At 40.7% G+C, this 18,042-nt stretch carries 17 protein-coding genes and 2 tRNA genes; 10 read left to right on the forward strand and 9 right to left on the reverse strand.

Annotation, left to right across the window (positions count from 1 at the left end; all coding sequences use genetic code 11):
* Positions 1 to 167: 167 nt before the first annotated feature.
* Entirely contained in the window at positions 168 to 1,544 is a 1,377-nt protein-coding gene (locus tag QNK26_RS13500) for a class II fumarate hydratase (protein ID WP_319223800.1), read from the reverse strand.
* A gap of 195 nt (positions 1,545 to 1,739) precedes the next feature.
* On the opposite strand from QNK26_RS13500, the gene QNK26_RS13505 reads away from it, so the two are divergent.
* A complete protein-coding gene (locus QNK26_RS13505) occupies positions 1,740 to 2,792 on the forward strand; it encodes a hypothetical protein (RefSeq protein ID WP_319223802.1) in 1,053 nt (350 codons plus the stop codon).
* A gap of 160 nt (positions 2,793 to 2,952) precedes the next feature.
* Here the strand turns inward: QNK26_RS13505 and QNK26_RS13510 are convergent.
* The 3 genes from QNK26_RS13510 to hmpA form a co-directional block, all read right to left on the reverse strand.
* Positions 2,953 to 3,028 (reverse strand) — tRNA-Val (locus QNK26_RS13510).
* Positions 3,029 to 3,034: 6 nt separating this feature from the next.
* Positions 3,035 to 3,110 (reverse strand) — tRNA-Val (locus QNK26_RS13515).
* 95 nt (positions 3,111 to 3,205) lie between these two features.
* Entirely contained in the window at positions 3,206 to 4,396 is a 1,191-nt protein-coding gene (gene hmpA, locus QNK26_RS13520; RefSeq protein WP_319223804.1) for an NO-inducible flavohemoprotein, read from the reverse strand.
* Between the two features lie 218 nt (positions 4,397 to 4,614).
* Here hmpA and QNK26_RS13525 point away from each other — a divergent pair, with 218 nt between their 5' ends.
* The 3 genes from QNK26_RS13525 to QNK26_RS13535 all read left to right on the forward strand — a co-directional run bounded on the left by QNK26_RS13525 (position 4,615) and on the right by QNK26_RS13535 (position 6,008).
* The gene (locus QNK26_RS13525; RefSeq protein WP_319223805.1) at positions 4,615 to 4,830 is read left to right on the forward strand and encodes a GNAT family N-acetyltransferase; all 216 of its coding nucleotides are present in this window, start codon (positions 4,615 to 4,617) and stop codon (positions 4,828 to 4,830) included.
* 89 nt (positions 4,831 to 4,919) lie between these two features.
* Positions 4,920 to 5,378: a DUF3291 domain-containing protein gene (locus tag QNK26_RS13530; RefSeq protein ID WP_319223808.1), complete on the forward strand. Its 459-nt coding sequence runs from the start codon at positions 4,920 to 4,922 to the stop codon at positions 5,376 to 5,378.
* A 126-nt stretch (positions 5,379 to 5,504) separates the two neighbouring features.
* Positions 5,505 to 6,008: a YgjV family protein gene (locus tag QNK26_RS13535; RefSeq protein ID WP_319223810.1), complete on the forward strand. Its 504-nt coding sequence runs from the start codon at positions 5,505 to 5,507 to the stop codon at positions 6,006 to 6,008.
* A 67-nt stretch (positions 6,009 to 6,075) separates the two neighbouring features.
* On the opposite strand, the gene QNK26_RS13540 is transcribed toward QNK26_RS13535, so the two are convergent.
* Positions 6,076 to 7,308, reverse strand: a complete 1,233-nt coding sequence (locus QNK26_RS13540; RefSeq protein WP_319223812.1) for an NAD(P)/FAD-dependent oxidoreductase — start codon at positions 7,306 to 7,308, stop codon at positions 6,076 to 6,078.
* 221 nt (positions 7,309 to 7,529) lie between these two features.
* On the opposite strand from QNK26_RS13540, the gene norR reads away from it, so the two are divergent.
* Positions 7,530 to 9,161 (forward strand): nitric oxide reductase transcriptional regulator NorR, encoded by a 1,632-nt coding sequence (norR, locus tag QNK26_RS13545; protein ID WP_319223814.1) that lies wholly within the window; start codon positions 7,530 to 7,532, stop codon positions 9,159 to 9,161.
* 114 nt (positions 9,162 to 9,275) lie between these two features.
* On the opposite strand, the gene QNK26_RS13550 is transcribed toward norR, so the two are convergent.
* Positions 9,276 to 10,652, reverse strand: coding sequence for an MATE family efflux transporter (locus QNK26_RS13550; RefSeq protein WP_319223816.1), 1,377 nt, complete (start codon positions 10,650 to 10,652; stop codon positions 9,276 to 9,278).
* A gap of 273 nt (positions 10,653 to 10,925) precedes the next feature.
* On the opposite strand from QNK26_RS13550, the gene QNK26_RS13555 reads away from it, so the two are divergent.
* On the forward strand, positions 10,926 to 11,531 hold the full coding sequence (locus QNK26_RS13555) for a riboflavin synthase subunit alpha (protein ID WP_319223818.1): 606 nt from the start codon (positions 10,926 to 10,928) through the stop codon (positions 11,529 to 11,531).
* 143 nt (positions 11,532 to 11,674) lie between these two features.
* On the opposite strand, the gene QNK26_RS13560 is transcribed toward QNK26_RS13555, so the two are convergent.
* From QNK26_RS13560 to QNK26_RS13570, 3 genes are all read right to left on the reverse strand, one after another.
* Complete coding sequence (locus tag QNK26_RS13560) at positions 11,675 to 11,878, reverse strand: CPXCG motif-containing cysteine-rich protein (protein WP_319223820.1); 204 nt, start codon at positions 11,876 to 11,878, stop codon at positions 11,675 to 11,677.
* Positions 11,879 to 11,978: 100 nt separating this feature from the next.
* Positions 11,979 to 12,668 carry an LrgB family protein gene (locus QNK26_RS13565; protein ID WP_319223823.1) on the reverse strand — a complete coding sequence of 230 codons (690 nt, stop codon included), beginning with the start codon at positions 12,666 to 12,668 and terminating at the stop codon, positions 11,979 to 11,981.
* On the reverse strand, positions 12,665 to 13,060 hold the full coding sequence (locus tag QNK26_RS13570; RefSeq protein ID WP_319223826.1) for a CidA/LrgA family protein: 396 nt from the start codon (positions 13,058 to 13,060) through the stop codon (positions 12,665 to 12,667). Before QNK26_RS13570 ends, QNK26_RS13565 begins: the two co-directional genes overlap by 4 nt.
* A 131-nt stretch (positions 13,061 to 13,191) precedes the next feature.
* Here QNK26_RS13570 and queE point away from each other — a divergent pair, with 131 nt between their 5' ends.
* The 4 genes from queE (at position 13,192) to QNK26_RS13590 (ending at position 17,947) form a co-directional block, all read left to right on the forward strand.
* Complete coding sequence (gene queE, locus QNK26_RS13575) at positions 13,192 to 13,860, forward strand: 7-carboxy-7-deazaguanine synthase QueE (protein ID WP_319223827.1); 669 nt, start codon at positions 13,192 to 13,194, stop codon at positions 13,858 to 13,860.
* Between the two features lie 136 nt (positions 13,861 to 13,996).
* Entirely contained in the window at positions 13,997 to 14,398 is a 402-nt protein-coding gene (locus tag QNK26_RS13580; RefSeq protein WP_319223830.1) for a DUF4440 domain-containing protein, read from the forward strand.
* Positions 14,399 to 14,665: 267 nt separating this feature from the next.
* A complete protein-coding gene (locus QNK26_RS13585; RefSeq protein WP_319223833.1) occupies positions 14,666 to 16,492 on the forward strand; it encodes a DUF1302 domain-containing protein in 1,827 nt (608 codons plus the stop codon).
* Between the two features lie 78 nt (positions 16,493 to 16,570).
* Positions 16,571 to 17,947 (forward strand): DUF1329 domain-containing protein, encoded by a 1,377-nt coding sequence (locus tag QNK26_RS13590; RefSeq protein WP_319223836.1) that lies wholly within the window; start codon positions 16,571 to 16,573, stop codon positions 17,945 to 17,947.
* The last annotated feature ends 95 nt before the right edge of the window (positions 17,948 to 18,042 follow it).

Here is an 18,042-nt window from a genome sequence, read left to right on the forward strand (position 1 = left end):
ACAAGGTTTATTACAGTATGTACCACTACATTGCTATAATATACACAACAACATTTAAGCAGCTTTTAATGAACATTTAAATAGCTAATTACTAACAATCAACTGTTGTGCCACATTCTACCTATCCAGAGTAATCAAAATTATCCGCAAGCTTAAGTTGTTTGCGATTAAGTATTGCGCGTTAAATTCAATGGATCTAATAATTTGATGAGTTCTTGCCGAGTTAAATCGGTATTTTCTTCTGCAACATCGATAATCGGGCGCTGTTCTTGATAAGCTTGTTTGGCGATCTGAGCTGCTTTAAGGTAGCCAATAATGGGATTTAACGCCGTGACCAAAATGGGATTTTTATAGAGAGTTTGTGTTAGCTGTTGTTCTTGTACTTCAAAACCAACAATCGCTTTATCGGCGAGTAATCGCGAACTGGATATAAGCAGATTAATGCTGCTAATCAAGTTATTGGCAATCATTGGCAGCATGACGTTAAGCTCAAAATTACCCGATTGGCCGCCGATGGTTATTGCCACATCATTGCCTATCACTTGCGCCGCGGCCATTGCGGTTGATTCAGGAATGATGGGGTTTACTTTACCTGGCATGATTGACGAACCGGGTTGCAGTGCGGGTAACGTGATCTCACCTAACCCTGCCAGTGGACCTGAATTCATCCAACGCAAGTCATTGGCAATTTTCATTAACGATACTGCGGTTGTTTTTAACTGGCCGGATAACGCTACTGCAGTATCTTGTGTCGCCATTAAAAATGAAAAGTTATCAGCTTGGCTAAAATGGACGCCAGTTAATACAGACAGTTTTTGATTAAAGTGCTTGGCGAAATCAGGATGGGCATTGATACCTGTTCCCACCGCAGTACCACCCTGTGCAAGTCGCTGTAGTTTGGGTTGCAGCATCTTTAGATTATCAATGTTGTAGCTGATTTGGGCCGCCCAACTGAATAATGATTGGCTCATTCTTACTGGCATGGCATCCATTAGATGAGTACGACCAGTTTTAACCAGATGATTTAGGCTCAGAGCTTTGTCTACGATGGTTTGCTGTAAGTGATGCAGTGCAGGTAATAGCTGTTTATCGACTAAGATTGCAGCGCTAACGTGGATGGCACTGGGTATGACGTCATTACTGCTTTGGCCGAAGTTAACATGATCATTGGCATCAATTTGGGTTTGACAATAAATGCTAGCAAGATGGGCAATCACTTCGTTGGCATTCATGTTTGAGCTAGTGCCTGAACCAGTCTGATAAATATCAACGGGGAAGTGTTGCATGATATTTTCGTCAACCAGTAGCTGATTAACCGCAGTACAAATAGCGTTGGCGATATCTTGGGGTAATAATCCCAGTGTGAGGTTGGCTTCTGCAGCAGCCGATTTGATCTGTAACAGCGCTTTAATGAAATCAACGGGTAGGGGTTGACCGCTAACAGGAAAGTTATCTATTGCACGTTGGGTTTGAGCGCCATATAGGGCATTGCTGGGTACATTTACTTCCCCCATGCTATCGCGTTCAATTCGAGTATTAACCATATTCGTCACCTGCTACTTTAAGTCATAAAACTAAGAGGTATCATTAAATAGTATAGCGAATCACGGCTAAGGTGAAGTAGGTCGATTAAGTCTGCGGAATAAGGTAAGCTGGACGCAGTTAAATATTTAAAATGGATTATGTTAAGTTAAACATGCGGTTAATTTGCATAACCTGATATTGAGTAGGATAAAATAATGTCATCTTTGGAAATCAATCGTTTGTTGCAAGATAAAATACTAGACGAAGATACTCGCGCATGTGCTGCTAAACAGCTACATAATTTGGGTATCTCGGAGTTGATGACACTTGAAGCAATAGAATTCCAGCTCCTTGAGCTTAATGCTGTCTTAGCTAATTGTCAGCAATTGCAAGATAGTTATGCGCTGATAATCGCGGGTTTACCATCAGAATTACATGTTTGTTTACAAGGCTCTGCTATCAGTACTGAGCGGCTTTCAGCCTTAGTGCAACTTATCCAGAGTGCGCCGCAAGCATTGTGGTCGTTAAGAGATGATAGTTTTAATTGTTATGAAATGGATTTTCGTTTATCGCAATTACAACTGCATTTAGCCATTTTAAAACCGTTAAATAAAAAACTAGCGCCGTTTGTGAATACCAATGCGCTGGGTTCAACGAGTACACTGCGATCTATTCAATGCGGTTTGGATAATGCGGGGATGTTTCGTTGGTTCTCTTCTAAATGGCGTAATGCCAAGCAACAGGCATTAAGTCTCACAACCCATGAACAACTAAAGCTTGATGACATTAAACTGTTATTACCAGCCATGATTAAATACGCAAATTCGCAAGAATGTTTTGATGATCTGTTTGAACAGGCGCCGAGCTTGACAGCTTGTCATCAGGGATTGAATACTGACGTTGTCCCCTTGTTAGCTGTACGTGAATGGTATAAAGATGTTGAGTTTGTAATGGCTGAACATTTTGTCGGTGAAGCAGGGATCTTATCTGGCTTGTCTGCTATTGATAAGCAGGGGGCTGATAACTTGCTTGATGACTACCATGTTAATTTAATGACTTTGGTTAACAACATCAATAAGCAAATGAATAAGCTGAAATTATGTTTTCCTGATTACTTAATACTGCAACAGGGTGATACAGATTACGTGATTGCGGTTACTGAATTAAAAACGATGCTTGTGAATGAATTAACGGTTTTGAAGGCGAGTGGTATTGATAGTAATACTTGTCTAGCAGAGCTGTTGCAAGCGCAAAGTTTAAACGCGTAATATAAGCCGTGTACTTTGGTAATGAAACTTGCTAAGCCAGATTTAAACATGAATTGGTTTGGCGGGTTTGTTCGTTAAGAGAGGAGCCTACTACTGGATTTCTGCAACAGTAAATTTTAGGTATAAAAAAACCTCGCTCATTGAGCAAGGTTTCATTATTTGGTGCGTCCTACAAGATTCGAACTTGTGACATCTAGCATGTCGAGCTAGCGCTCTACCAACTGAGCTAAGGACGCGGAATGTGGTGCTCGCTACAAGATTTGAACTTGTGACATCTAGCATGTCGAGCTAGCGCTCTACCAACTGAGCTAAGCGAGCAGAATTTGGTATGTCGTTAAGACGAGACAAATATTAGCCCGCATCCCAAATATCATCAAGTCTTTTTTAAACAATATCAGTATATTGCTTTAAAACTAAGCAGCTGGGTCGATATTTAAATCTTCTGCAGGGCCAAAGAATTCAAAATGCACATTTTCAGCTGGAATTCTTAGTTGTGGAGCGAAACTGTTCATTGCTTGCATGAAAGGTTTTGGACCTAAGAAATAAAGCTCTACATCGCGGTTATCACCAATTCTCTCTTCTAACATCGCGAGGTTAATGAAACCGGTTGCATCAGGCTGACATTCTGGCGTTGCATCACTGTAAACGAAGTACGGTTTTAGATTGTCGTTTTTAGCGGCAAGATCTGTTACATGGTTACGAAATGCATGTACCTTGGTGTTCATTGCTGCATGGATAAAGTGAATAGGGCGGTCTGTGCCTTTCAAGCTATTTAGCATGCTGATTGCGGGTGTAATACCTACACCACCAGTAACAAGTACCACAGGTTTGTTATTGTCTTTTAAGACGAAGTCACCTGCAGGTGCTAATACACGTAATGTGTCACCAGCTTGAACCTGATTGTGTAAGTAGTTAGATGCCGCGCCACCTTCTTCACGTTTGATACTAATACGTAAGTATGCTGAATTTGGTGAATCAGACAAGCTGTATTGACGACGTGTTTCTTCGCCATCAATGTTTAATACTAAACCGATAAATTGACCTGGTGTGAATGAAGACACGGGTTTGTCGTCAGTTGGTGTTAGGTAGAATGAAGTGATGTTGTCACTTTCAGCTACTTTTGTGGTTACTTTGAACTCACGTTCGCCACGCCAACCGCCTTGTTTTGCTTCATTCGCAGCGTAGGCCGCTTCTTCTGCGGCGATAAGTAAGTCAGCGAGCTGCCAGTATGCTTGACCCCAAGCTTCAATAACCGCGTCTGTTGCAGCATCACCCAATACAGCTTTAATTGATTTTAACAAGCACTCGCCAACAATTGCGTATTGTTCAGGCAGGATATTAAGTGATACGTGTTTGTTCACAATGCGGTTTACTGCTGCTTCTAATACCGATAGGTTTTCGATGTTTCCTGCATAAGCAACAAGGGCGTTTGCCAGTGCTTTAGGTTGTGCGTTACCCGCTTGATTACTTTGGTTGAAGAAGCGTTTTACTTCTGGGTAGTCTCTAAACATCAAAGGATAAAAATGCGCTGTAATATCATTAGCATGAACAGAAACAGCAGGGACAGTCGCTTTGATAATATCTATAGTTTGTTGCGTTAACATAATAGCTACCTTGTAGAGGTTAGTGAGATAAATTGATCTATATCAATATTTATATTCTCTATTGCAGTAGCTGTGCCAAGTTTGTAAGTTGTTGATTATATTTGTTTAGTGTTTTAAATGTTAATATTGTTGTACTTATGACAACTACTTTTGTTGTCATAAGTACAACTTAAAGTCATTGTGACAACAACCATGTAGACATAACAAGCAATAATTGGATGTTTACAATCTATTCAATTTGTTTGTTTAATTCAACGTTTGAACTCGCAAGGTCTAAAGGTTATGAGAAGTTGTTTGGCTATGTTCGAGATGATAATAAAAATGCACTCGCAACTTATCTCAAACACGGGTTCGAAATCATTGGTATAGCCAAAAAGCACGCTAAGATCCGCGGTAAATACGTAGATGAAGTACTTATCGAAAAATGGTTATAAATTTGTTCTTGCCTGTTTTCTAATTGGCTTATTACGTTTAGTATAGAAATTGATTCGTCATCATCAGTTAGGCATCAAGGAGGAATAATATGCACCTAGCACAATTGAACATAGCTAAAGCAAAATACGCATTAGACGCGCCAGAGATTAAAGAGTTCGTTGATAATCTGGAACCGGTGAATAATACCGCGGAAACAAGTGACGGTTTTATTTGGCGTTTAAAAGACGAAAACGGTGACGCGACCAGTATTCAAGCCTTTCTCGATCCGAATATCATTGTAAATATGTCTGTTTGGCAGTCACCCGATGCGCTTAAAAACTTCATGTTTAGAACGCATCATCGAGACTTCTTACGTCGTAAAAAGGAATGGTTCGATATCATTCCTGAAGACAGTTATGTGCTGTGGTGGGTGCCTGTCGGTCATATCCCAACAGTTGAAGAAGCGGTTAGCAAGTTAGAATTCCTGCGTAATAACGGCGACAGTCCTGCTGCATTTACGTTTAAAAGTAACTTTAGTTGTGAAGAGTTTCTAGAGGATAGTGCTTAAGTCGTTTGTAAATATAAGAATAGATATAGTTGCTTGCTGTTATCACTAAGAATGACCGTGTAGACTGTGGCTCTTAAATTGAATGATAAGGTCATCGTTATTATGACTATATTTTAGGAGACCTCAGTGTCGTTATTTTTTATATCTCAAGTATTAGTAGCTATCGCGATTTGCTTCGATTTGATGTCTTTTCAGTTTAAAGAGAGACGGAAGATTGTTGCCTGTTTATTCTGTGCCGGTGTACTTATTTCGAGTCATTTTATTCTACTTGAGCAATGGACGGCTGCGAGCTTAATGGTTATCGCCACGATCCGTTATTTAGTCAGTATCTTTTCAACGTCACCAAAACTAAAGTACCTGTTTGGTTCTGCATCGTTAATCGCGACTGTACTGACTTACTCAGGGCTGATTAGTATTTTGAGTTTCTTGGCTTCGAGCTTTCAAACCGTGGCAGCGTTTAATAAAGACGATAAGCGTTTAAGAGAATTGATGGTAGTAGGGACGAGTTTCTGGTTAGTACACAATTACTTAATTGGTTCTCCGACAGCTGTGATCATGGAAGCATTATTTATTGGTAGTAATTTAGTCGGCTATTATCGTTACTATTACAAAAAAGAGGTGATGATATAAATTGCCGTATCGCTGTTAACACCCTGTAATTCATAAAGTTGATTTACAGGGTTGATAGACAAACCGATTAAACCTTACAAATCGCGGCCACCGTTTTCAATCGGCGGGCTGGTTCTGTGACAAATGGATTGGTTTCATCCCATGCATAACCCGCTAAAATCGAACAGATCATTTGTTTGATCTTCAGATTCGGTTTCTCGTGTAGTACTACATCTTGGAACTCACCTGTATACCAACCTTCAACATAGCAACGAAATGCATTAACACCTGTCATGAGGGTATCGGCATATTCGGTTTGCCAATCCACGGTTTCATTATTGAACTGTTTCACTAACAAATCAGCGGCAAGCTCTGCTGATTTCATGGCAATGGTTACGCCAGATGAAAATACAGGGTCTAAAAATTCACCAGCATTACCCAACAAAGCAAAGTGTCGATCAAAGAGTTTCGTCACGTTGGCAGAATAACCCATGATAGAGCCACAAGGGTTGGGGTAGTTCGCTTGTGAAAGCAATGTGTTAAGGTTGCTCTCTTCGGTTGCTAATTGCTGCAACGCGGCAAGATGATCATCAGGGTAGTTGGCAAAGAACTCTGGTTCTCCAACAACACCAAATGAACAAGTACCGTTACTGAATGGGATTAACCAGAACCAAACCTTATTGTCTTGTGGATGTACTGATATAAGGATCTTGTTACGGTCATAATGCTTCGAGCTAATATTATCTTCAATATGGGTAAAAATAGCACGTCGGGGAGGTAATGTTGATGGCTCTTCCAATCCTAATAAACGTGGAATAACACGACCAAAACCACTGGCATCGAGGATGAAATCAGCTTCTATTTCATAGCTATGTTGGTTTTCATCCAAGACAGTTAATAACGGTTTAGCTCTTTCTACATCGACACTGCTAACTTCGTGCTGATAACGGATCGTGACGCCTTGCTGCTCTGCACAGTCGGCAAGCAATTTATCGAATTTGCCACGTTGAACTTGGAATGTAGTTCCTTCACCTGCGGTGTATTTATCGGTGAAATCAAACTCAGTGTATTGTCCACAGGCGTGAAAAGCGGCGCCATTTTTAAACTGAAAATCAGCAGCATTAACAGCGTCAAACATACCGGCTTTTTTAAGCGATTCCATGCAGGCGGGTAGTAGACTTTCACCAATAGAAAAGCGTGGGAATGTTGATTTTTCGATAATAGTGGTATTAATACCTTGTTTGTTAAGTAGTGCTGCAGCAAGCGAACCTGAAGGACCTGCGCCGATAATCACGACGTGAGCGGGGTGTGTTAATGACACAAAGAATTCCTTTATTATGTCGAGCTTAGACCCGGCAGATTTATATAATAATGTATTTAATCAGTGGATTTTATCACATGTTTAATGGTGGTTTAAAAATTATTGGTGAATCAAAAAAAACAGTTAATACAAAAATATGAGCAGCTGATTTATTGTTGTCACAATGACTACTAAATGCTATAACTAATGCCCGCTGAACGACGCTTTAAGGACTTGTTACCATGGACAATACCCGCTTTATCGAAAGTATGGATACTATTATTTATGATCTATCCCGAGAGTTGCCAAAGTACCAGCGCTATAACCGCTTATTACAGGCATGGCGAGATACGTTTGCATGTGATGCATGTGTGCTGTTAAAGCTAGAGGGTGATAACTTGGTGCCTAAGTCTGCAAATGGCTTACAAGTCGAGGCAATGGGTCGACACTTTCCTGTTGCTGAGCATCCGCGCTTCGAACAAATACTGGCGCACTATGACTATGATAATGAAAATGAAATTCAAAAAAAGGTGCATCGTTTTGATGCTGTTTGTGAATTGCCCGATCCTTATGATGGATTGATACAAACCCCTGACGGCCAGCTTAATGTGCATGATTGTATGGGCGCGGTATTAGTGATTGATAATAAGCCGTGGGGTATCGTGACTATGGATGCGCTCAACCCCCAACGTTTTGACTCACTCGATCCGCAAATCTTAAACTCGATGATTGGTTTGACCGAAGTAGTGATAAAAACGGCCAACTTAATCTTTGCATTAGACCAAAAAGTACAGCGGCAAGAGCAAGTGACGGCCAGCTTAATTAAAGAGAAATTCAGTGAAGAAATGATTGGATCTAGCTCTGCGATGAACATGCTCAACTTAGAAATAGATCTCGTTGCAGACTCTGACTTAGCTGCATTGATATATGGTGAATCAGGCTCAGGTAAAGAGCTGGTAGCGCGTAAAATCCATATGGCATCTAAGCGAGCTAAAGAGGCCTTGATCACGGTAAACTGCGCGGCCTTACCAGAAACCATGGTTGAAAGTGAATTGTTTGGCCATGTCGTAGGGGCGTTTACGGGGGCCACTAAAAATCGCTTGGGTAAATTCGAACTTGCTGATGGGGGGACATTGTTTTTAGATGAAATCGGTGAGTTGCCACTGTCTATTCAAGCTAAGTTATTACGGGTTATTCAGTTTGGCGAATTGCAGCGTTTAGGTAGTGATAAACCGCATAAAGTCGATGTACGACTAATTACCGCAACCAATCGCGACTTAGCCAAAGAAGTTGCAGAAGGGCGATTTAGAGATGACTTATACCACAGGCTAACTGTGTACCCATTAAAAGTGCCAAGCTTGCGTGAACGTGGCAATGATATCTTGTTATTAGCGGGTAATTTTCTTGCCAAAATCCAACGTAAAGTCGGGATCAACAATTTAACCCTATCAAAAGATGCAGAGCGAGTATTACTGGCATATGAATGGCCGGGTAACGTGCGAGAACTTGAGCATTTATTAAGTCGTGCGTCACTGAGAGCTGCTGCTCGTAACCGTAAAGATGACCGCGTGGTTGTATTAGAAGGTAACGATTTGGATATTCAGACCACCAGTGATGCCACTACATTGTCACCGTCATTATCAGTAAATAGAGCGGTAACTACTGATGTTGATAACCGCAGAGGCCAACACGACATCGTCATTAATACCCAGGATCACGATAATAGCTTAAAGCAAATAACCGATGACTTTCAAACCCAATTTATTAACAAAATGTTAGCCGAAAATAACGGTAATTCTGCCGCAACAGCACGTGCGATAGGGGTTGATAGAAGCAACTTGCATCGGCTAATGAAGCGACTTGAAATTCAGTGAACGAGGTCTTTACTGAATTAACACTATGAATGAACATTGTATAAAAAAGGCGGCAGTGATGTGAATCACTACCGCCTTTTTATAACGCTGTATTTGTAGAACTATTAACGACGATTAGACTGTCGTTAATAGTTCTACAGTATGGCCTTGCGTTGTTTTCTTATAAACACTTGCCAGTTTGATCGATAACAATATCGCTGCCATGGTTAGACCAGAAATAAAGCCAATCCAGAAACCAGCTGGGCCCATTGCTGGGACGATTAAGTCTGTTAACGCCAGCGTATAACCAATCGTCATGCCCACAGCCCAATAAGAGAATAGAGTAATGAAGAAGATAATACTTGTCTCTTTATAACCACGTAATGCACCCGCGGCAATCACTTGCACCGCATCTGAGATTTGGTATACAGCTGCAATCAACATTAACCCAGTAGCAATGTTAATCGTGGTCACGTCTTCGGTATATATTTCTGCAATTTCATTGCGCAATAAGATAGTAAAGATTGCCGTGATAACAGAAAAACCTACCCCCATCCACATCGCGGTGATACTGGCAAATTTCGCCTGTAGTGGTTTTTTCTCACCTATATATTGACCAACAACAATGGTAGCGGCAATCCCCAAGCTTAGCGGTAGCATAAATACCATTGATGAGAAGTTCAACGCCACCTGATGAGCTGCAACCGTGATAGCACCGAGCGGTGCTAACAGGATCGACACTACAGCAAACAGCGTTACTTCGCAGAACATAGAGGCGGCAATAGGGAAACCAACACCAATTATGTGTGACATTTCTGTCTTATCGATGCCATAAACTTGATCAAATAATTTGATATCTTTAAAGTCTTTATGGAAATAGCTATAAGCAATCATTGAGAAACACATTGCCACAAATACTAATGCTGACGCGACAGCACAACCAACACCACCGAGTGCCGGCATACCAAAGTGACCATTAATAAAGATGTAGTTTACTGGTACGTTTACCATGATACCGATTAAACCAATCACCATTGTCGGTTTAGTAATGCCTAAACCCTCATGGTAACTACGGAATACTTGATAACCACATGCAAAAGGTAATGCGAGAGAAATTACACGTAAATAATCTGTTGTTAGCTCTGCTAGTCTATCTTCAACATGCATGAATTCAAGGATCATAGGGCTGTAATACAGCAGCGACATCATTGGTAGGAAGATAATTAATACAAACCAGATCCCTTGTTGAACCACTTGTGCAATTTCACTTTGTCTTTTCGCACCGTAAAGCTGTGCTACGATCGGGGTGATCGCCATTAAAATGCCAACTAAAAACATTAATACTGGGAACCAAATACTGTTGGCAATCGCGACTGCAGCCATGTCTGTTGCACTTACTGCTCCAGCCATCACGGTATCGACAAAGCCCATCACAGTGAACGCAAGTTGTGCGATCAAAATTGGAACCATTAATTTGAATAAGTTAGAAACCTCAGATCGATATTTCTGCACTGCTACTCCGAAAATTTTGGGGGTTGTTATATTGTGTATTCTAAGAATTGATGTTGCTGAAAACGAAAGATTTGATTATGAATGTGGTGATATTCGCGATCGTGAGGGTATACCTGATCCAGCCAAAGCATATTAATCCTTTATAGCTAGTATTTAAAGATGTATTTAAATTTATTTTATTCCAGAATAATCTCAGCTTATTAACTAGATGAATTATCTAAACTAACACGATATAGTTAGGCATATTTGTTTAAGTAATGATGAAGGTTATTTATGTTTACTGGTATTGTACAAAGAAAAGCAAAAATTATTAGTATCGACAAAAAAGCGCAATTACACACCTTAGAAGTTAGGCTTGATAAAGTACACCAAGACGGTTTAGTTGTCGGTGCAAGCATCGCTAACAACGGTACATGTCTAACGGTAGTAAAGATTAATGACAACAGCGTTTGTTTTGATGTGATAGAAGAGACACTTAAAGTCACTAACTTGGTTGCTCTTGAAGTCGGCGATGAAGTTAACTTAGAACGCGCTGCTAAATTTGGTGATGAGATCGGTGGCCATTTATTATCTGGTCACGTTCATACCCAAGCTGAAATTATCACCATTAATCGAACTGACACTAACTGTGATATTTGCTTTAATATTGCACCTGAATGGCAAAAATACGTGTTACCAAAGGGTTTTATTTCTATTGATGGTATTAGCTTAACCTTAGGTGATGTTGCTGATGGGAAATTCTGGGTACATTTAATTCCAGAAACATTAGCCGTGACTAACCTTGGCAGTCGCTATGTCGGTCAGTTTGTAAATATTGAAATTGACAGTCAGACTCAAGCGATTGTTGATACGGTAGAACGCATGATGTTAAATAAATAACTGATATCTTTTGTAGCTGCAAGTTACTAGCGTTGTAAGAGCGATATTCAGGCCTCGATGTTTTCATTTAACATGCCTATATCGCTCCTCCATGATCTTAACCTCAAATTGCCCGTTACAATTACAGTGTAAGGTATGGCGCATTAAAAAATCTGTTCATCATCAGCATCAATAAATAATTCATACTTCTCGTGAACTTGATCATGTAATAACTTGAAATGAATGCTATTACAGCAAGAACTGCACTCGTCATAAAAATCTTGTTCGCCATTACTGGCATCAATATCAGTGGTAATAAACTGACCGCAATGAGGACACACAACTGTCCTATGAGAAAACTGTTTCATGATAACCTCCACAGGCTATATATCGCACCTTCTAAGCTTATTTTAGCTGAAGATAATACTTTTGCCTGTTTGGAGGTTATAGGCTGTTACCGACTCGTGATTAAAGCATCCAAATCAGCAAGTATGGATAAAGTACTGGGGCGATGATAGAGGTTAATACTGCGCTTATCAACAAGGCCGTTGTACTAAAGGCGCCGTGAGTTCGACTCAACTCCATCGCTTTTGAGGTGCCTATCACATGCGAACCTGAACCGATAGCAAGACCCTGTGCTTCCGGCGTACGAATGCGTAAGTGCTTTAACAAGAACGGTGCGCAAACATTACCGAAGATACCCACCATAATCACCATGATAGCAGTGATAGCTGGGATCCCACCAAGGGTATGGCTAATTGCCATCGCAATAGGTGTTGTTACCGCTTTTGGCGCGAGTGATGCGACGATCTCTGGTGATGCTGAAAAGCTAATAGCAACGAAGGTTGTGACCACTAAACCGACAATGACACCTGCACTACAAGCAACAAGTACAGGCACGATCTTGGCTTTCACGTGCACAAACTGTTGATACAGTGGGAAGGCTAAGGCTATCACGGCTGGTTCGAGTAAGCGCGTTAGGACCGTTGTACCTTGCTCGTACAGCTCAAGGTCAAATCCAAACAGCATCATGATACTAATTAATGCCCCGATCGACAGTAAAATAGGGTTGAATACTGCGAGCGCTGTTTTTTTATAAAACCATTGAGCAAGAAAATAAACGGCAAGGGTTAATGGAATTGCTAAATATAAGATCATTTATCATCGCCTTGCTGTTTGCGTAATGCTGCTTTTTGTTTGGCTGCACTGACTCGATTGAGATAGCAGTAAGTATGCCCAACGGTAAAAAAGATCACCACTGTGCCAATAAGACCTGCCATGATAAGCGCAACTAGATTTTGTTGAACGAGTTCAAAGTAACCTATAAGCGCTACGCCTGCGGGGACAAACAAAATACCGATGTGACGGTTGAGTTGTTCACATGCTTTTTCGACATATTTTTGTTTAAGCATGCCACTGCTTAGTGCAATAAAGAGTAATAACAGTCCGATGATGCTTGAGGGAAATTCAACGGGCAATAACATGCTGACAGCACGTCCTAAAACTACAAAACAAAAAATGGTGAAAATATTATACAGCCATATTTTCATTGATTACCTACCTACTAATTATGCGATTGCTAAGCAATTACGGTGCGATCGAAAGCGCCCTATATAAATGTTAAAAATATATAGGGCAGATGATACAATAAACGTTACTTGAAGTTTATTAGGTTATAAAAATGCAGTATCCGGTTAATGAAATTTTTGAAACAGTACAAGGTGAAGGCCATTTTACTGGCTATCCCGTCATCTTCATTCGTCTACAAGGATGCGATGTAGGTTGCTCTTGGTGTGATACCAAGCAAACGTGGTCGGTCGATCCTGAGATGCAAGTATCACAACAGACTGTGAACAAAGCTTGCGATGATAAACCCCATTGGGCGAACTTTACTGCACAAGAATTCATTACCATGATACAAAAAAATGGTTTTGTTGCAAAGCACATTGTGATTTCTGGTGGTGAACCTTGTCAATATGATCTTGTTGAATTAACGAGTGAATTGGAACAAGCGGGATATTTCTGCCAAATTGAGACTTCTGGTACATCAGAAGTACGTGCAACAGAGTCGACGTGGGTGACGGTATCACCAAAGATCCAAATGAAAGGTCAGCTGCCAGTTTTACACAGTGCACTGTACCGTGCTAACGAAATAAAGCATGTTATCGCAATGGAAAAACACATTGATGAACTTGATGCGTTAATCGCTGATATAGATATATCAGATAAGATCATGTGTTTACAGCCTATCTCGCAACAGCAGCGGGCAACAGAGCTTGCTATTAAGTTGTGTATTGAGCGTAACTGGAAGTTATCTGTACAGATGCATAAATATATATTTATTGACTAAGCTGATGCCCATTGGCTTATATTAGCCATATCTTTTTATACTGTTGATGTATTGCTAAAGGTATGGCGTAATAAATCGTATGACGAAGTTAATAGTATGGCTAAGTTAATAGTATTCATACAAAACAGGAGTAAGGATGAACCATCTCGACAATGCAGGTCATATCGATAAATCTGAAACTGCGCTGATTGACCGTTTCAAACAACGTGAAGAAACCTTACTACACACTGACTTTTCTAAATCACCGCAACAGCTAGATAATTTCTTACACCCTGAGCTATTTGAGATCTCACCGATTGGAAGTTATACCTCGCGCAGCGAAATTGTAACTTGGCTGTTGGCTAAGCCATCAACGCAACGCTGGTGCCTGAGCCAGTTTAAAGTTGTAGCATTGGCTAGCGATGCTATGTTGGTTTGTTATCAAGCAAATTCAATTAATGCCGGTACAGTGAAAAAAACGGGCAGTTTACGTAGTTCAATTTGGCGGTTTGATGCTCACCAATGGCGACTTCAATTTCATCAGGCAACAAAAAACTAGAAACAACATTAACTACTCCTACCTCTCTAGCACTATTTTTGTACATCCCCCCTTTTTATCGGGCGCACCGCCGATATTAAGTTTCTAATTTATTGTAAATCTATGACCCAGCTCGCATAAAATATCGTCTTGGCCTCAATAGACAATAATTTGGCGCGTTTAGCCTATACCTGACACTGTGTGACAAAAGTATTATGTGAATATAATACCTACGACCTAATTGTTAATGGAATGAAAACAAATTAAAGGTATAGCATGGATACTATAATGAAAAATACAACTCAGAAGAAATTTTTTAAGGCTACACCAATTGCTCTTGCGCTCATCGTCTCAGGCTATACAGCAGCACCTCAAGCAATTGAGTTTAATTGGGATAACGTCGAAGGTTCGTTCAACTCTCAAATCACAGCCGGTTCAAGCTGGCGTGTCGAAGCACCGGATGCGAAAAATGTCGGTGTTGGTAATGGCGGTTTACCGGGTAATACGCCAACGGGTGATGATGGTAATTTAAATTATGATAAAGGGGATGCGTTTACTCAGACGATCAAGGGTATTCATGATCTTGGTTTAACTTATGAAACCGAAGAGGGCACAACATTTGGCGCGTTTGTACGTGGTAAATATTGGTATGACTATGCACTGGATCAAAATGATGTAATTCATGGCAGTGGTAACAATGGTTATGTTGCTAATCAGCCAATTAATGATGATGACTTTGATGATTTAACTAAATCAAAAGGTGCAGCATTACTGGATGCTTATATCTTTACGGGGTTTTATCTTGGTGATACCGCGATTGATCTACGACTTGGTAAACAAGTGGTTAACTGGGGGGAAAGCTCATTTATTCAAGGTGGTATCAATGCGGTAAACCCTGTTGATGCAGCGGCTTTCCGCCGCCCTGGTGCCGAAGTTAAAGAAGGCCTGCTACCGGTCAATATGATTTTTGCCAATATTGGTTTAACTGATAACTTAAGTGTTGAAGCTTTTTATCAATTAGAATTTGAACCAACAGTGATTGATAGTTGTGGTACGTATTTCTCGACAGCAGATTACTTAGCTGAAGGCTGTAATACCTTGGTGGTTGATCCTGGTACAGGGATGACTGATAAAGGTTTGTATGACGCTGGTATTTACGCGTCACGTGGCACTGATGAAATTGCCTCTGATGATGGTCAGTTTGGTGTGGCATTTAAGTACTATGCAGAAAGTCTAAATGCGACTGAATTTGGCTTGTACTACATGAATTATCATTCTCGTTTGCCGTATGCAAGTGCTGAAGCTGGTGAATATAATGGCGCAGGCTCAATTGGCAAACCATTTATCCCAATTGGTACTACACCATTACCACCTGGAGTAGATCCTGCTACATACAATCCTAATTATCATACTGTTTACCCTGAAGACATCCAGCTATTTGGTTTAAGCTTCAATACAACGGTAGCAGAATGGGCAGTATCGGGGGAAATCAGCCATCGTCTTGATATGCCATTGCAAATTAATGGCGCAGACTTATTAGCGTCGGCCTTAAGTGCTGATCCTGATTCACCGTTGACACCTGAATATTCACAAGCCGGTGCTGGTGAGACTGTTGATGGTTTCCATCGTTTTGATTACACGCAATCACAGTTAACCTTGATTAAATTCTTCGATAAGGCCCTTGGTACGGATCGAATTACCACGGTGGCTGAGTTAGGCTATGGTCATGTATGGGACTTACCTGAAGGTGACGATGATATTAAATATGGCCGTGCAACGGTATATGGTACTAGTTTTGATGGTGTAGGTATCGATGACGATGGCTTCACTACAACAGATAGTGCGGGTTATCGTTTAGCCGTTAAAGCTGATTATCGTAACGTATTCGCTGGTGTTGATTTAGCGCCATCAGTGGCTTGGTCACATGATGTTTATGGTTACAGCCCTGAACCACAAGGTACTTTCCAAGAAGGTCGTACTGGTGTGAATTTAGCACTGAAAGCTGATTATTTGAATATGTATTCTATGTCAGTCAGCTATACACAGTTTGGTGGTGATTTCAATCCACTATCTGATCGTGATTATGTGTCTGCTGCAGTTGGTATATCATTCTAAGCAATAATAGAAAAACATTATATTTTAGATGATTAATACGGATAGAACGAACAGAAGTTTAAGAAAAAGGATTTTAATATGAAAGTTTTAAATAAAGCGTATAGCGTAGCGGCTCTGTCAGTGGCTATGGCCTTCTCGGCATCAGCACTTGCAAAAGTAAGTGAAGCAGATGCGGCCAAATTAGGAAAAGAATTAACGCCTGTCGGTGCTCTTACCGCTGGTAATGCCGATGGCTCAATCCCTGCATGGACGGGGGGGATCACTAATGCAATCCTGGGTACAGAGTTTGGTAAAAACGATCGAGTGAGCAATCCATTTGCTGCCGACAAGCCACAATTTGTTATTACAGCGGCCAATGTTGAACAGTACAAAGATAATTTGAGCCCTGGTCAATTGGCTATGTTTAAGAAGTACCCTGATACTTATACAATGCCTGTTTATGAAACACGTCGCAGTTTTGCACAGTCAGATGATATTTATGAGACGATTAAAGGAAATGCATTAAATGCAACATTATCGGCTGGTGGTAATGGCTTAGATGGTTTTAGTATTGCTATTCCGTTTCCCATTCCTGAAAATGGCTTAGAAGTAATTTGGAACCACATTACTCGTTACCGTGGTGGTCATGCAGAGCGTGTTATTACTACCATTCCAGTGCAACGCAATGGTGCCTATACGGCGGTTAAAGTAGAAGATAAATTCTATATTCCTGAAGCGTTGAAAGGTGGTCGTGATGCCAAGAAAGATGACAACATCTTGTTCTACTACATGCAACGTATTATAGCACCAGCCCGTCTCACAGGTACCATTGCGTTAGTGCATGAGACTGTTGACCAGGTAAAAGAGCCACGTAAAGCGTGGATCTATAATTCGGGTCAGCGTCGCGTTCGTCGTGCTCCTAACGTTTCGTATGATGGCGAAGGCATCGGCGTAGAAGGTTCACGTACGTCAGATAACTACGATATGTACAACGGCGCTCCGGATCGTTATGAATGGACATTGGTAGGTAAGAAAGAACTCTACATTCCATATAATTCTTATAACCTTTCTTCTACGGAGCTTGAATACAAAGATATTGTTAAGCCAGGCCATATCAACCAAGAATATACGCGCTATGAGAAACACCGTGTATGGGAAGTACAAGCAAAAGTGAAAGACGGTCAGCGCCATGTTTATGCACAGCGTAACTTCTTTATTGATGAAGATCGCTGGCAAGCAGGTGTTATCGACCATTATGATGCACGTGGTAACTTGTGGCGTGTAGCAGAAGCGCATTCTGTACAATACTACAATGCTGACGTGAACTGGTTTGCGGCTGAGACGTTATATGATGTCATTGCCGGTCGTTACTTGGTAACGGGTCTGAATAATGAAGAGAATAAAGGCATTCAGTTTGATGTCAAAGCCAAACGTAAAGATTTCTCTACCTCAGCACTGAAACGTATGGGTAGATAGTTTTAATTAATACCCTTTATAACGAGATACAAATACTTGATTGAAGTATTTGTATCTCGTTTTTTATTGCTTGTGATTTATCCTTGCTAGGACAA

Origin of the sequence: Moritella sp. (genome assembly GCF_033791185.1) — a bacterium.
Taxonomy (GTDB): domain Bacteria; phylum Pseudomonadota; class Gammaproteobacteria; order Enterobacterales; family Moritellaceae; genus Moritella.

Bases quoted from the DNA above. Each gene is read 5' to 3' on its own strand.
- QNK26_RS13525 (WP_319223805.1), top strand. From the start codon at position 4,615: ATGTTTACAATCTATTCAATTTGTTTGTTTAATTCAACGTTTGAACTC.
- QNK26_RS13500 (WP_319223800.1), bottom strand. From the start codon at position 1,544: ATGGTTAATACTCGAATTGAACGCGATAGCATGGGGGAAGTAAATGTA.
- norR (WP_319223814.1), top strand. From the start codon at position 7,530: ATGGACAATACCCGCTTTATCGAAAGTATGGATACTATTATTTATGAT.
- QNK26_RS13565 (WP_319223823.1), bottom strand. From the start codon at position 12,668: ATGATCTTATATTTAGCAATTCCATTAACCCTTGCCGTTTATTTTCTT.
- hmpA (WP_319223804.1), bottom strand. From the start codon at position 4,396: ATGTTAACGCAACAAACTATAGATATTATCAAAGCGACTGTCCCTGCT.
- QNK26_RS13590 (WP_319223836.1), top strand. From the start codon at position 16,571: ATGAAAGTTTTAAATAAAGCGTATAGCGTAGCGGCTCTGTCAGTGGCT.
- QNK26_RS13580 (WP_319223830.1), top strand. From the start codon at position 13,997: ATGAACCATCTCGACAATGCAGGTCATATCGATAAATCTGAAACTGCG.
- QNK26_RS13560 (WP_319223820.1), bottom strand. From the start codon at position 11,878: ATGAAACAGTTTTCTCATAGGACAGTTGTGTGTCCTCATTGCGGTCAG.
- QNK26_RS13555 (WP_319223818.1), top strand. From the start codon at position 10,926: ATGTTTACTGGTATTGTACAAAGAAAAGCAAAAATTATTAGTATCGAC.
- queE (WP_319223827.1), top strand. From the start codon at position 13,192: ATGCAGTATCCGGTTAATGAAATTTTTGAAACAGTACAAGGTGAAGGC.
- QNK26_RS13585 (WP_319223833.1), top strand. From the start codon at position 14,666: ATGAAAAATACAACTCAGAAGAAATTTTTTAAGGCTACACCAATTGCT.
- QNK26_RS13570 (WP_319223826.1), bottom strand. From the start codon at position 13,060: ATGAAAATATGGCTGTATAATATTTTCACCATTTTTTGTTTTGTAGTT.
- QNK26_RS13505 (WP_319223802.1), top strand. From the start codon at position 1,740: ATGTCATCTTTGGAAATCAATCGTTTGTTGCAAGATAAAATACTAGAC.
- QNK26_RS13530 (WP_319223808.1), top strand. From the start codon at position 4,920: ATGCACCTAGCACAATTGAACATAGCTAAAGCAAAATACGCATTAGAC.